General features: G+C 60.1%; 14 protein-coding genes. 3 read left to right on the top strand and 11 right to left on the bottom strand.

Annotated elements, in window-relative coordinates; all coding sequences use genetic code 11:
* Positions 1–66: 66 nt before the first annotated feature.
* Together JYU29_RS03450 and JYU29_RS03445 are read right to left on the bottom strand one after the other, a co-directional pair.
* Positions 67–1,293: a PAN domain-containing protein gene (locus tag JYU29_RS03450; protein WP_250157170.1), complete on the bottom strand. Its 1,227-nt coding sequence runs from the start codon at positions 1,291–1,293 to the stop codon at positions 67–69.
* Between the two features lie 826 nt (positions 1,294–2,119).
* Entirely contained in the window at positions 2,120–2,572 is a 453-nt protein-coding gene (locus JYU29_RS03445) for a glycosyltransferase family protein (protein ID WP_250157169.1), read from the bottom strand.
* Positions 2,573–2,759: 187 nt separating this feature from the next.
* On the opposite strand from JYU29_RS03445, the gene JYU29_RS03440 reads away from it, so the two are divergent.
* Both JYU29_RS03440 and rnhB read left to right on the top strand, forming a co-directional pair.
* Positions 2,760–3,923, top strand: coding sequence for a PA0069 family radical SAM protein (locus JYU29_RS03440; protein WP_213983347.1), 1,164 nt, complete (start codon positions 2,760–2,762; stop codon positions 3,921–3,923).
* Positions 3,924–4,073: 150 nt separating this feature from the next.
* A complete protein-coding gene (gene rnhB / locus JYU29_RS03435) occupies positions 4,074–4,802 on the top strand; it encodes a ribonuclease HII (protein WP_213983346.1) in 729 nt (242 codons plus the stop codon).
* A 240-nt stretch (positions 4,803–5,042) separates the two neighbouring features.
* On the opposite strand, the gene JYU29_RS03430 is transcribed toward rnhB, so the two are convergent.
* The 9 genes from JYU29_RS03430 to JYU29_RS03390 all read right to left on the bottom strand — a co-directional run bounded on the left by JYU29_RS03430 (position 5,043) and on the right by JYU29_RS03390 (position 12,127).
* Positions 5,043–5,522 carry a F0F1 ATP synthase subunit B gene (locus JYU29_RS03430; RefSeq protein ID WP_213983345.1) on the bottom strand — a complete coding sequence of 160 codons (480 nt, stop codon included), beginning with the start codon at positions 5,520–5,522 and terminating at the stop codon, positions 5,043–5,045.
* A 5-nt stretch (positions 5,523–5,527) separates the two neighbouring features.
* A complete protein-coding gene (locus tag JYU29_RS03425) occupies positions 5,528–6,130 on the bottom strand; it encodes a F0F1 ATP synthase subunit B (RefSeq protein WP_213983344.1) in 603 nt (200 codons plus the stop codon).
* Positions 6,131–6,230: 100 nt separating this feature from the next.
* Positions 6,231–6,455: a F0F1 ATP synthase subunit C gene (locus tag JYU29_RS03420; protein WP_213983343.1), complete on the bottom strand. Its 225-nt coding sequence runs from the start codon at positions 6,453–6,455 to the stop codon at positions 6,231–6,233.
* Between the two features lie 71 nt (positions 6,456–6,526).
* The gene (locus JYU29_RS03415; protein WP_213983342.1) at positions 6,527–7,276 is read right to left on the bottom strand and encodes a F0F1 ATP synthase subunit A; all 750 of its coding nucleotides are present in this window, start codon (positions 7,274–7,276) and stop codon (positions 6,527–6,529) included.
* An 86-nt stretch (positions 7,277–7,362) separates the two neighbouring features.
* Positions 7,363–7,773, bottom strand: a complete 411-nt coding sequence (locus tag JYU29_RS03410; RefSeq protein ID WP_213983341.1) for an AtpZ/AtpI family protein — start codon at positions 7,771–7,773, stop codon at positions 7,363–7,365.
* 204 nt (positions 7,774–7,977) lie between these two features.
* Positions 7,978–9,156, bottom strand: coding sequence for a cell wall hydrolase (locus tag JYU29_RS03405; protein ID WP_213983340.1), 1,179 nt, complete (start codon positions 9,154–9,156; stop codon positions 7,978–7,980).
* Between the two features lie 155 nt (positions 9,157–9,311).
* Positions 9,312–10,733: a ribosome biogenesis GTPase Der gene (gene der, locus JYU29_RS03400; protein ID WP_213983339.1), complete on the bottom strand. Its 1,422-nt coding sequence runs from the start codon at positions 10,731–10,733 to the stop codon at positions 9,312–9,314.
* A 9-nt stretch (positions 10,734–10,742) separates the two neighbouring features.
* Positions 10,743–11,402, bottom strand: a complete 660-nt coding sequence (locus JYU29_RS03395; protein ID WP_213983338.1) for a tetratricopeptide repeat protein — start codon at positions 11,400–11,402, stop codon at positions 10,743–10,745.
* Positions 11,403–11,545: 143 nt separating this feature from the next.
* Positions 11,546–12,127, bottom strand: coding sequence for an NnrU family protein (locus tag JYU29_RS03390; protein ID WP_213983337.1), 582 nt, complete (start codon positions 12,125–12,127; stop codon positions 11,546–11,548).
* Positions 12,128–12,256: 129 nt separating this feature from the next.
* On the opposite strand from JYU29_RS03390, the gene JYU29_RS03385 reads away from it, so the two are divergent.
* The gene (locus tag JYU29_RS03385; RefSeq protein ID WP_213983336.1) at positions 12,257–13,246 is read left to right on the top strand and encodes a polysaccharide deacetylase family protein; all 990 of its coding nucleotides are present in this window, start codon (positions 12,257–12,259) and stop codon (positions 13,244–13,246) included.
* Positions 13,247–13,253 lie beyond the last annotated feature (7 nt).

The raw sequence follows: 13,253 nt of genomic DNA, 5'->3' as shown, positions 1-13,253 counted from the left end.
GCGCCTTTCGATGCTCGCTTAGGCTCACACCTCGGGTCTCGTTACAGTCGTGCCGGTTGCCAGACCTTATTCGAGGTCAATCACCGTCGCTGGTTCGAAGGTCTCGATCTTCTTCAAGCCGCTGATCATGTCAGCTGCCGCTCTTGGCTGACTGGCACCCGACTTCAGCCAGCACTCCTTCTTGCGCTTCAAATAGGTGAAGGCACGGCAGCTGTCGTTGTCGACGCAAGCCAAGCGGCAGTCGCGTGCCGTCTTGGCTTTGGTGAAGGGTTTGCGTGACAAATCTCCACCGACCAGATCGACATTCTCGAACACGCTCGCCTTGGGATCGATCACGCCGATCGTAAAGCTGGACGGGTACGAATCTGCTCGCGATAGCAGCTGTCCCGAAATGGCTGAGGCGTTGCCGTCCAACTGCCCGCGTGCGCTCTTGAGAAAGCAATTCGGTCCTGGCGATTTCGGCGTGGTGATGTTGAAGGTGAACGCGCGACAAGCACCCCCTGTTTCCAAACACCTGAGCGCGCAGGCCTTGGCATCATCAACGGCTTCGCTGGCGATATCCTGTTCTGAAAAGTCCAAGCCGGTGTAAAGCGCCAGACGGTTCGGCCGCTTGGCGTAATCTTCGATGACGGAAAGCTCCGCTAACGAAGCGCTATCCGCCATAGAAACAGACGGGGTTGGTGTGTCTAGGACGACAGCGGGCGCGTTGTTTGTCGCTGTTGCGGGCAGCTGGACATCAGCCAACGGCGCAGCTGGTGCTCGCGGTGTATCAGCCGAACCCCTGCTTCGATTGATCCCGTACTTTGTTATATCTGCTTCATTGAAGACATACATATCATCCGGCGGCGTTCGGAACATGATCGTCAACACGTCCGTCGGCGTGCCGAAGCGATTGAGCATGTCGATAATGTCTGAGATCGAAAACTGCGCAGAGGCGAGATCCGGGCGCTGTGACGAGATCTGGTGAACGCCAAGCTTACCTTCCACCCGCCGCTCATCACCGGCCAGGAAGATGTAGGAACAGGCAGAGTAACACTCCGCATCAGGCGCAATATAAGTCGCCAGCTTTCGCTGAAAGACATCGTCCGCAATCAACAGGCCGTTATCGACCTCGCCGCCCGGACTATTGAGGGTCATCAGCTTGACATCAGGTAAGGTCAGAAGGGCGCGACGAAAGGCAAGCGCTGCTCTATCGTCGATCGGGCCCTCGAGAGCGATGACATCGGGCCTTGCCGTATCGATCTTGAAGGGACCAAAATTCTTGATCTCCGCAAGACCAGGCCCGACAGCCATCAAGACGAAGCATACGGCAGTTAGAACTCGCGAGATTACCAGAATACATGTAGACATTTTAGGTCCCCACCCCGGACAACCTAAGACACAGAGGATCAGGAGAGTCTATCGGCCATTGGTAGACTTCTTTGCTCGATTTACTTCCTCTGGAGATGGAGAGACGAGGGTCTCTGAAGTTGTGGGTGCTTCATCCCGTTCCTTCCTTGGTTTCGGGATGAACGCTCGGATACCCAGGTCTTCATCAGCTTCGCGCGCAAAGACAGCTTCAGCGGAGGTTGAAACCCGAGGATAAAGACGGAAAGGAAATGCCGCTAACTACCTGATGGTGCTGCTCCCTTTCACCGGCGGACCATTTCTTTATCCACGCCTCCACCCGCCCATCTATCCTTCCCCCATCGCCCTCGTTGGGAACTCTGGTGCGCACCGGGGATCAGAGGAGGGCGGCGGTGTCCGGGTTGGTTGGGCTACGGTAGTCCGGCTTGGAGGGTATTCAGTCCCTCCCCAAACCCGGGCCTATGTCGGTCAGTGCGGGAGCACTCGGCGAGGTGGCGACTAGTCTGCGCCGAGCCTGCCCACCGGCATCAGGGCTAGAGCACCGACGGACGCGAAACCACCCGCGCCGTATCTAAAATCATCAAGGCGCGGGGTTTCGCGTCCGCTTCCCAAGCTCAGGCGCGCGGGAAGTCGGACACCTGTGCCTGAACGACAGAAGCAAAACGACTTGTCGCGGGCAACGATCTTTGAACCAGCTGAACCGCTGCTGCGGACTTGAGTGTCTGGACGCCACCAAAGCAAGGCGGGCAAACGTCCCTCCTCGCGGCTCCGCCTACTTTCCATCCCGCAGGATTTCTGCGTCCAGCCGTTGCGCGCGCACCGTTCGTGCCAGCGTCGAACCGTTCCAACCTTCGCGCATGACAACCAGAGCCTCTTGCCTGGACACAAGGAGCCCCGCGCCCAAACCACGCCGCTTGAGCGGCAGCCAGTCACGGAAACCCGACCGCTTTCGTGTGAAACGGCCCGGGCTGCCACCGCCTGCAACGTGGCGCCGCACGTCCTGGGTCCAGCCCTCGCCCAACCGCGCACCCGGTTCGATCAACAACAGCCAATCGCCTCGGGCCCGTTGAACCCCATCATTCAGCGTTGCATCGGAAACAAACAAGCAGCCGGACAGGTCGGCCACCCTGCTCGTTTTGTCGCTCGAGCCCCGATCCAGAACGATGACCTCACGCACCATCCCTTCCACGGCAGCGCTCACCAGCGAGGCCAAAGTGCGGGCCAAGGCTTCCTCGTGATCTCGGGTTTCAATCAAAACGGATAACATCGCCGAAACCTACCGGAAGCCAAGCGCCGACGCCATGTTCCGGTGCAACAAATTTGTTCTTGCTTCGTTCTGTTTTGACGATTAGGAATACATTCATCCACACCACGCGATTCGGCGGCAGCGCCGATCATCAGGAGCGGGTTTGATGCAGAATTTCGAACATATCGGGCCCGCCGATCGCGCCGCCTTCACCAGTGGCGGTGCCGCCTTGGCGGACGCCATCATCGGCGAAAGCGGAATGCGGATCGCACCCGAACGGCGGCGTGGCCGCTCGGCGGGCATCAATCCCTCCGGCCGGTTCGAGCCAACCAGTCGCCATGTTTTCGACGATGGCTGGAACACGCTTGAAGACCTGCCGCCCTTCAAGACGGAAGTGCAGGTCGAGAAGCCGCGCACGATCATCACGCGCAACGAATCGCCCGATATCTCCTTCGACCGCTCGATCAATCCTTATCGCGGTTGCGAGCATGGCTGCGTGTATTGCTTTGCCCGCCCGACCCACAGCTATATGGGCTTGTCGGCCGGGCTGGACTTCGAAGCCAAGCTTTTCGCCAAGCCGGATGCCGCCAGGCTGCTGGAAAAGGAGCTCGCCAAGCCCGGCTATCAAGTGCGCACGATCGCGATCGGCACCAACACCGATCCCTACCAGCCCATTGAGAAAACGCATCGCATCATGCGCGAGATCCTGGAAGTGCTCGATGCCCATAATCATCCGGTTGGTATCGTCACCAAGTCGGCGCTGGTGATGCGCGACATCGACATTCTTGGGCGCATGGCTGAACGTGGTCTCGCCAAGGTCGCGCTTTCGATCACGACGCTCGACCGCAAGCTTGCGCGCACCATGGAGCCCCGTGCTGCAACCCCGACCCGGCGTCTCGAAGCCCTACGAGCCTTGAACGAAGCCGGCATCCCCGTTTCCGTTCTCGTGGCGCCGATCATCCCCGGGCTGAACGATGCAGAGATCGAGCGCGTTCTCGATTCGGCAGCATCCCTCGGGGTCAAGGAAGCTGGTTATGTCCTGCTGCGCCTGCCGCTGGAAGTTGCTCCTATCTTCAAGGACTGGCTGCTCACACACTACCCCGATCGCTACCGGCATGTGATGTCGCTCGTGCGCTCCATGCGCGATGGCAAGGATTACGATGCCGAATGGGGCAAGCGCATGAAGGGCAGTGGTCCTTATGCCTGGCAAATCGGCCGACGGTTCGAGCTTGCCGCCAAGCGCCTTGGCCTCAACGCAGAAAAGCGCGCCTTGCGGACCGACCTGTTCGAAGCACCCGAACCCGCCGGCAAACAGTTACAGCTGCTTTGAGGCTGCGCGAACCGGGTGGTCTTTCCCCCCGGATGCCAATCCGTTCGGCCGGACCGTTCCCTTGGCGGCCAGCGGTTTCCTTTCCGGCAACGCCCCTTATGCCGGGAAGGACTTGCGGAGAATCAGGGGTGGTGCGAGCTTCGCCGCAACATGGCTCGTACGCGCTCTGATTCTCCGCCTCTCTTCGAGGTTGTTTCGACACCCGACTTCACGCGCGAAAAGCGTGCGATCAAGGCCGAGCAGTGGCCGGTCGCCGGCGTCGATGAAGCTGGACGGGGCCCCCTCGCCGGGCCCGTTGTGGCCGCTGCCGTGATTCTCGATCCCAAGCGCATTCCCAAAGGCCTCGACGACTCCAAACGCCTCACGGCGGAAGCGCGGGAAGCCCTGTTCGCCAAGATCCTGAAAGGCGCGCTCGCCGTGAGCGTGTCCTCGATCTGCGCCGAGAGCGTAGACGAGATCAACATCCTGCGTGCCAGCCTTACCGCCATGAAGCGCGCCGTCGACGGGCTCATCCTTCAGCCGAAGCTCGTGATCGCCGATGGCCGTGACGTTCCACCCGGCCTCCCCTGCGACGGCGAGGCCCTGATCAAGGGCGATCAGCGCTCACAATCGATTGCCGCTGCTTCCATTGTCGCAAAGGTCATGCGCGATCGCATGATGACCCGCTGCAGCGCCCATCATGATGCTTACGGGTTCAACAGTCATATGGGTTACGGAACGATCCGCCACCGGGACGCCATCAAGGCACACGGTCCGGTGTCACGCCTCCACCGCATGACCTTCGCGCCCTTGAAGGCCGGACTTGAAGGTGAGGATCGACAAACCGCGTTTCTGGGCGATGAAGAGCCTAAGGCTGCTCACCAGCGCGTCGCTGGCTAGGACACGAGCAGGCTCAGTTCGCTTGGCAACTGGCTAAGCTAATCTTCCAAGAGCACGTGCAGGCGTCTTCGTCAGACGATTTATCCACGCCCTATTTCCACCGCTCATACTGACCTCGGGATGATCAAAAGAGGCAGGGCGTGAGTTATGTTAGCGCGTGGAAGGTGTGGTGCTCTACCAAACAAAAAGGCCGCTGGATCGCTCAAACGGCCTTTCATCGATTCTGTAGGCTGAGCCTTGTCAGTTCAGCTTAGTCTTCACTTCCGTAAGCGAAGCCTGGAAGGCGCTTGGTGCCGTGTCCGCTTGCTCCGCAAGAACGCGGCGTGCCGCTTCAACGGCGATATCCACGGCGCTCGAACGGACCGCGTTGACGGCCTCACGTTCAGCCTGAGCAATCTTCTGCTCGGCCATCGTGGTGCGGCGTGCGACATATTCGTCGGCCCTGGTCTTGGCGTCCTGACGCAGGGCCTCAGCCTCGCGACCGGCAGCCGCGACGATCTCGCCGGCTTCCTTTTCAGCTTCCGCGCGCTTGCGCTGGTATTCGGCGAGCAGCTGCTGGGCTTCCTCGCGCAAACGGCGAGCTTCCTCGAGTTCGTCGCGGATGCGATCCGCGCGCTCGTCGAGAGACTTGGTCAGCATGCCCGGAACCTTGAGGTACACCATCAAGGCAAGGAACAGGACGAGAGCTACGGTTGCCCAAAATGTGGCGTCGAAATGCATGGCGCTCAGCTCCGTTCAGCAGCAACCGCCGAGGCGATTGCAGCACCATCAGCGCGGCCGCCGAGGGCTTCCACGATTGCGATTGCCGTTTCTTCGGCGATCACACCAACATCCGCCATGGCCGCATTCTTGATCGATGCGATGCGGCTTTCGGCTTCGGCAAGGCGCGTGTCGAGACCCGCTTCCGTTGCACGACGGCTGGCTTCAGCTTCGGCCTTTGCACGATCGCGCGCTTCCTGGCCGATCACATTGGCCTTGGCACGGGCGTCAGCAAGTTCCTGCTCATATGCGGCAACAGCCGCATCGGCTTCTTCCTTCATGCGGGCAGCCGTGTCGAGATCCTGCGCGATGCGATCGCGACGAACTTCGAGGATATGGCCGAGCCGCGGCAGAACCACCTTGTTCAGGAACAGGTAGAACAGGCCGAAAATGATGGCCAGCCAGAGAATCTGCGAGGGGAAGAATGTCGTTTCGAAAGGCGGAAAAACGCCGGTATGCTCGGCTTCCGTGTGGGACGTCGTCCCATCGGTAATGGCCGGCGTTTGAGTCAATGGCTCGGAATTCGTATCCGGTGCTTGTTCCTGCGCAAATGCTGGCGCGACGAACATCGGCTTCCCCTGTGAATTGAAACCCGACCGCGTTGATCGCGGCCGGGATGGCGTTCATTGCACGCTTTTGGACGGCCTTGGCGGCCGGCCCGATCCAGTCTTACGTGAAGAGCAGGAGCAGAGCGATGAGGAGCGAGAAAATGCCCAGAGCTTCCGTCACCGCGAAGCCGAACACGAGGCGGCCGAACTGGCCATCAGCAGCGGACGGATTGCGCAATGCGCCCGACAGATAGCTGCTGAAGATATTACCGAGAGCAAGTGCGGTACCTGCCATGCCGAGGCAGGCGATGCCTGCGCCGATTGCCTTTGCTGCTTCAACTTCCATTATAGGCTCCTTTGGGGATCTGTCCGTAATCTTTACGGGGTGGTGGGGTCAGGCCGCGGGACAAGACGCGCTTAGTGCGCGCCATGCACCGCGTCATTGAGGTACATGCAGGTCAGGATCGCGAAGACATAGGCCTGCAAGAAGGCGACCAGGAATTCCAGGCCGGTAAGCGCAACCGTCATCAACAGCGGCAGGATAGCGCCGCCGATGCCCCAAGCGCCAAGCGCTCCAAGGGACGTCACGAAGCCAGCGAAAACCTTCAGCGTGATGTGTCCGGCCAACATGTTGGCGAACAAACGAACGGAAAGGCTGATCGGCCGCGACAGAAACGAGATGACCTCGATCGGCGCAACAACCGGCGCCAGCGCCGCCGGAACACCGCTCGGCACGAAAATGCCGAAGAAGCCGAGACCATGCTTGGCAAAACCGTAGATCATCACGGTGAGGATCACGAAAAGCGCAAGAACGAAGGTGACGATGATGTGGCTGGTGACGGTAAAGAAGTAGGGGAACATGCCGAGCAGGTTCGCGACGAGCACGAACATGAACAGCGAGAAGACCATCGGAAAGAACTTCATGCCGCCGCTACCCGCCGAGTCACGAAGCATGCCTGCGATGAACTCGTAGGACATTTCCGAAACGGACTGGAGACGCCCCGGGATCAGACCCCGGCTCGTGGTGGACATGAACAGAAATGCGCCAGCCGTCGCAACCGTCAGCGCCATGAAGAGCGACGAGTTGGTGAACGAGAAGTCCAGCCCGCCGACCTCGATCGGAACCAGGCGGGAGATCTGAAACTGGTGGATCGGATCGTTTGCCACCGCTACCCCTTGCTCTTCCATCAGGCCGAATTGGCCAATTCACATGATGCGACAACTGCCGCTTCTTTCGATAACGGCCGAGGCCGCTATTTGCGATCCTTATCGGCCGGCGGCGCATCTGATGCGCGCAAACCCGATTCGGCTACCAGCCCTGCGGATCGCAGAACATTCAGAACACCTGCACCAAACCCGAGAAGCAAGAATACGATCAAGCCCCAAGGAGACGTACCGGCGAAGTGATCAACAACCCAACCCAGCACAGCACCAACGACGACCCCAGAGATGAACTCGCTGGAAAGCTTCATTGCCTGGCCATATCCGGTCGCGCCACGCGATTTTGCGTCTTCGGCCTCGGCTTGCGCATCGGAGCGCCGCGACGCCAGTTGGGCGCCCAGGTCACGCCGACGTCTCTCGAGACTGTCGTCGCCTGAAGCGTCTGCTCCGTTCAAGGTCCCCTGCTTCCCGAGGCGATCTTCAGGCCCTTTGTTTTCGGCCATCGCACCCTCCCGTTCAAGCAGACACCCATTGGAGCCGCCGCTTCAAAGTCGGCCGCACCATAGTTAGGTCACAATCCGCCGTCAAGCCGCGATAGACACCCTTCACAGAAGCTTTTTCTTGAATGAATTCATAAGCTTATCATTGTGCGACAATGCGCGCGCAGGCTTCTGTCGCAGCAGGAAACCGAATCCCCTGTTACGAGGTCAACTCCAGCCGCCGCCATAGGTGCGGTAGAAGATGTGCAAACCGATCTTTTTCATCTCCTCCATCGTCTTGTTCCAGCGCGGGTTGACGTAGGTCGCGTGGTAGTGGGTCGACGACCCGACTTCGGGGATGAAGATCTTTCCGGCGGTCACGGCGAGAGCGACTTCCTCGGCAATGTGGTAATGCGAGCGGCTGGTGATGATGTCTGGAATGCCATCGCATGCGAAGGAGAACTGGCAGCGGTTGCGCCAGTTCTTGTTCTGGTACACCACACCGCAGATGGTGTTGGGATAGGTCGGATTTCGCACGCGGTTCAGGATCACCTGCCCGACTGCCGCTTGTCCTTTTTCGCTTTCCCCGCGCGCTTCGAAGTAAATACCGGTTGCCAGGCACTTCTGCTCGGCGGCGGAAAAGACTTCTGCCGGCAAGGGCTGGCTCATCCAGGCATGGTCGCCTTCCGCAACGGGTGGAATGAAGCGGCCATCATTGGGATCACTGCCGCGCAGCAGCGATTCGAACGGCGAGGCCGTCGCATAATCCGGCTCAACAGGCGCATAGGCGGTTGCGAGAATGTCGGCCTTGTTGTTCGTCACGAGAGCCGCAAGGGCTTTCGGCAGCAGCGGATCGGACGTGGCGACCGCGTGCGGATGAAACTCGGCGGCGATCTGGATTTCCTTGCCATCGAGATCAGGCTGCACGAACGCCATCTTCAGATCATCAGGCTTGGTTGAGCGCAGGATCATGCTGGTTCGCTCGAACACCGAGCCCGCGGTGAAGGCCTTGGGCGGAGCAACGGGCGCAATGCGCACGATGCGCCCCTTTTTATCGGAGCGCGTGACGCGATCTTCATCCGGCTTATCCGACTTGGCTGCCTTGCCCTTGAAGGCGATGATCCCCAGATCCTTGGTCTTGCGTGCGGCACCAGAAAGGCTGGCGTTCATGACGTTCGCACCGAACTTCATGTCCGCCTGCTGAATGGAACCGGCCGCGGCCTTTTCAAGATAAGCGTTCCAGCGCGAGCTGACGGCTTCGGCGCCCGAGACCATGCTCGTCATGTCCTGCATCGCGATCTGGACCGGAAAGCCAACCGCGATCCCAAGGCCGATGATCAGCGGAGACACAAAGGACCGCAGGCGATCCGACGCAGCAATCCTCTGCGGCAACACTCGATCTAGCACCGACCCACTCTCCTGAAACGCAACCGACCCGTTCGCAAAAGAAATGATCGATTAACCTTGATGAGCGGTTAATTTCAGAATGGTGGCTAAAGCAAAGCGGCCGGTGCATGCACCGGCCGCTTCAGAAAATCGTGAACGTCAGACGCGCAGCAGCGCTACTTGCTCTTGGACGCGAACGGATTGTCCGACGCGCGCAGCATCATGCGGATTGGTACTCCGGGCATGTCGAAGGCCTCACGCAATCCGTTCACAAGATAACGCACATAGGATTGCGGCACCGAGTCGGGCCGTGTGCAGGACAGAACGAAGCCCGGCGGACGCGCCTTGACCTGCGTGATGTACTTGATCTTGAGGCGACGCCCGGCCACCGCGGGTGGCGGATGGTGTCCAACAACGCCTTCAAGCCACCGGTTGAGACGGCCGGTGGAAATGCGGCGGTTCCAGACTTCGTGGGTCTTCACGATGCCTTCCATCAGACGATCGATGCCGCGCCCCGTTTCTGCTGAAACCGGGATCGCCAGCAGCCCCCTCACCTGCGGCAGAAGCCTGGTGGTCTTCTCGTGAAGCTCGGCGAGATAAGCCTGCTTGTCTTCGATCAGGTCCCACTTGTTGAAGGCAAGAACCAGAGCGCGACCTTCGCGAATGATGAGGTCGGCGATCTGGAGATCCTGCTTCTCGAACGGGATCGTTGCATCGAACACGACGACAACCACTTCGGCAAAGCGGATGGCTCGCAGGCCATCGGCCACCGAAAGCTTTTCCAGCTTCTCCTGAACACGTGCCTTGCGCCGCATGCCAGCCGTATCGAACAGCTTGAGCTCGCGGCCCTTCCATTCCCATTCCACGGAAATGGAATCGCGTGTGATGCCGGCTTCAGGCCCAGTCAGCAGACGCTCTTCGCCGATCATCTGGTTGATCAGCGTCGACTTACCGGCGTTAGGACGTCCGACGATCGCGATTCGCATCGGCTTGGATTCGTCGTAGGCCGGTTCGGCGTCGGGATCCTCGATGTCTTCGCCGACCAGCACTTCGCCGAGTTCGGCGATCAGCGCATCGGCTTCATCTTCTTCGAAGGCGCGTTCCTTGCCGATTGCTTCAACAACGGCGTCGCGCAGATCGGCCATGCCGAGACCATGTTCGGCGGAAATTTCGACCGGCTGGCCCAAGCCCAGTTCCCAGGCTTCCATTGCGCCCGCTTCGGCGGCACGACCCTCGGTCTTGTTGGCGACCAGCACCAGCGGCTTGCCGGCCTTACGCACGATGTCGGCGAAGGTCCGGTCGTCCGGCGTCAGACCGACGCGCGCGTCTATCATGAAGAGGATGACATCCGCTTCTTCGATCGCGATGTCTGTCTGCGCGCGCATGCGGCCAGCCAGTGACTCGTTTGGCGCGATCTCGAGACCTGCCGTATCAACAACGTCGAATTGCAGGTCATAGAGCTTGGCGTCGTGCACGCGGCGATCGCGCGTCACACCCGGCGTATCGTCGACGATCGCGATCTTACGGCCGACCAGCCGGTTGAACAGCGTCGACTTGCCGACATTCGGACGGCCGATAATAGCTAGGGAGAAACCCATTCTATCGGCCTATTTGACGCCGGAGCCGCGGATCAGCTCGACCATCATCGTGGCGCGCTGACGCAGATTGCCGGGAGCGGCCTGATCGTCCAAGATCTGCTGGAAGATCGGCAGTGCATCGGCAGGACGGCCTTCCTTCCAGGCCGACAGGGCGAGGGCTTCGCGCGCTGAGTGACGCAGCGGATTGGTATCGGCGTTCAAGGGACCAACGCGGGATTCGACATCGGCAAAGCTGCCATGATCAACGAGAACGAGGCCCGCGCGCAGCTTGGCAATGTCGCGAAGACCCTGCGGGATGGCATTATCGGCAGCCACCTGATCGAAGGCGGCAACCGCACCGTTGAAGTCGCCCTTTTGCGCAAGAACCGTCGCCATGCGCAGGCGCGCCAACAGCGGATAAGCACCGACACCATCGTCCTCGAGGGTTTGCAGGGCAGCCGCAGCTTCATCCGTCTTGCCTTCGCTGGCAAGCTGGAGTGCCTGCGAGAACTGGTCGCCGGAAGCATTGGCCTTGTTGGTCGACCACCAATCGTAAAGAACCCAGCCGCCGGTCGCGAGAACGATCAGCACGGCAAGAAGAATGGCGATCGGGCCGAAGCGGGTCCAGAGCGCCTGGGCCTGCGCCTGCCGCATCTCTTGATTGACTTCGCGGAAGAAGGTGTCCGACATCCGTTTCGCTTTGCTCGATTGGCCGGCCAGGAGCCGGCGTCCGGCTCCTGGCCGGCTTGGATTGAAGTTCTGCGTTTTAGCGAGTTTTGCCGGCCATGGAAGAGCTTGCGCAAAAAAGCGCTCGGCTTCTCTTCACGTCGGCGTCAGCCAGCCAGTTGGGGCAGAGGATAAACGCCGATCAGCCAGTAATGCAGACGCCACAGGAAAAGGAGATAGAACACGACGGCAACCACAATGGCGATGATGTCCCACTTCACCGGTCCTGCAGCCGGTGTCGGGACATGGCGGCGCTTCACGGAGATGCGGTCGAACACTGCCCAGATCAGAAAGGTGCCGAACAACAGCACTGATGCCAGATCACCATTGGCGAGCAGATGCGCAAAAGCCCAAAGCTTCACCGCAACCAGCATCGGGTGTTTCAGCTTGGCCTTCAGCTTACCGGCTGGAACGGCGTAAACAGCGAGCGCGATGAAGGCGAACAGCATCAAAAGCAGAGAAAGGTGCCGCAATCCAACTGGTGGCTCATAAAGCACCACGCCTTCATTGCGCGCGATGCCATAGCCCCAGATCAGCAGGATAAAGCCGACAAGGGCGAACACCGAGTAGATGCCCTTCCAGGTCCCCTCGCCCATGCGCTCCACCTGGCGCTGACGCCAGGCGGGCGCAACGATATCGACGGAGTGGATACCGAGAAACAGGATGATTCCGAGAACAAAGATCGTCATGGTGCTGGCTTTCAAGCTGGCGCGACTATTCTCCACCTAGCACCAAGCGAGGCGTGCGCCCATCCCTTTCGCGTCCGCATCCCCGCCATATTCGGGTTCTAGCCCGCAGCCTGCTTGGAAAGGGGATCGATGTTCGTTCAACGCAGTGCCGCTGTCGCCGCCGTCATGGCTGCAACTTTCCCAACCACCTTGTTCGCCCAGGAAGCGGCGCCTCCGGAGAAACCGCAATATGTGGTGATCTCCTTTGACGGAGCGCATGACAACACGTTGTGGCAGCGAAGCCGCGCACTCGCCGCGGAAACCGGCGCACACTTCACCTACTTCCTGTCCTGCGTTTATCTGCTTTCGGCAGAAACCAAGGCTGCCTACCAGGCGCCGCATCATTCTGCGGGTCGTTCAAATGTGGGTTTTGCCGAGACCCGCCATGACGTGATCGCACGCCTCGACCAGATCTGGAGCGCGCGGAGCGAAGGCCACGAGATCGGCAGCCATGGCTGCGGCCATTATGATGGCAAGGATTGGTCCAAGGCCGACTGGCTGAGCGAGTTGGATAGCTTCAGCAAGATCGTGCGCGACGCCTATACCATCAACGGGATCGACGGCGAGCCGGCCGAGTGGAAAGACTTTGCCGAGACCGAGATAAAGGGGTTCCGCGCACCTTATCTTTCCACCAGCAAAGGGCTGGACGCAGCCCTCTCGCAGGCAGGCTTCCAGTATAGCGCCAGCGGTGTATCCGATGGTCCGGTTGACCCCGACCACAAACCGAAGGTCCCGCTATACTCCCTGCCGATGGTGCCCGAGGGTCCGAGATCACGCCGCATCATCGCAATGGACTACAATCTATATGTCCGGCATTCCGGCGCCAAGGAGAAGGCCGAAGAAAGCGCGGCCTTCTCCGAGCGCGCGTATCAGGCGTTCAAAACCGCCTTTGATGCCGAGCTCTCGGGCAAAAAGCGGCCGCTTCAGCTCGGCTTCCATTTCGTGCTCATGAATGGCGGTGCCTATTGGCACGCGCTGGAACGCTTCGCTCGCGAAGCGTGTGTTCGGCCCGACACTAAATGCGTGAGTTATCGCGAGCTCCAGGCGCTCACCAGCGCTCCGAAAAGCGCTGGTGGCTGATCACTTT

This window comes from Tianweitania aestuarii (assembly GCF_018457165.1).
In the GTDB taxonomy this organism is placed as follows: Bacteria; Pseudomonadota; Alphaproteobacteria; order Rhizobiales; family Rhizobiaceae; genus Tianweitania; species Tianweitania aestuarii.
The sequence above is the reverse complement of the archived record's forward strand: the minus strand, read 5'-3'. Positions and strand labels throughout refer to the sequence as shown.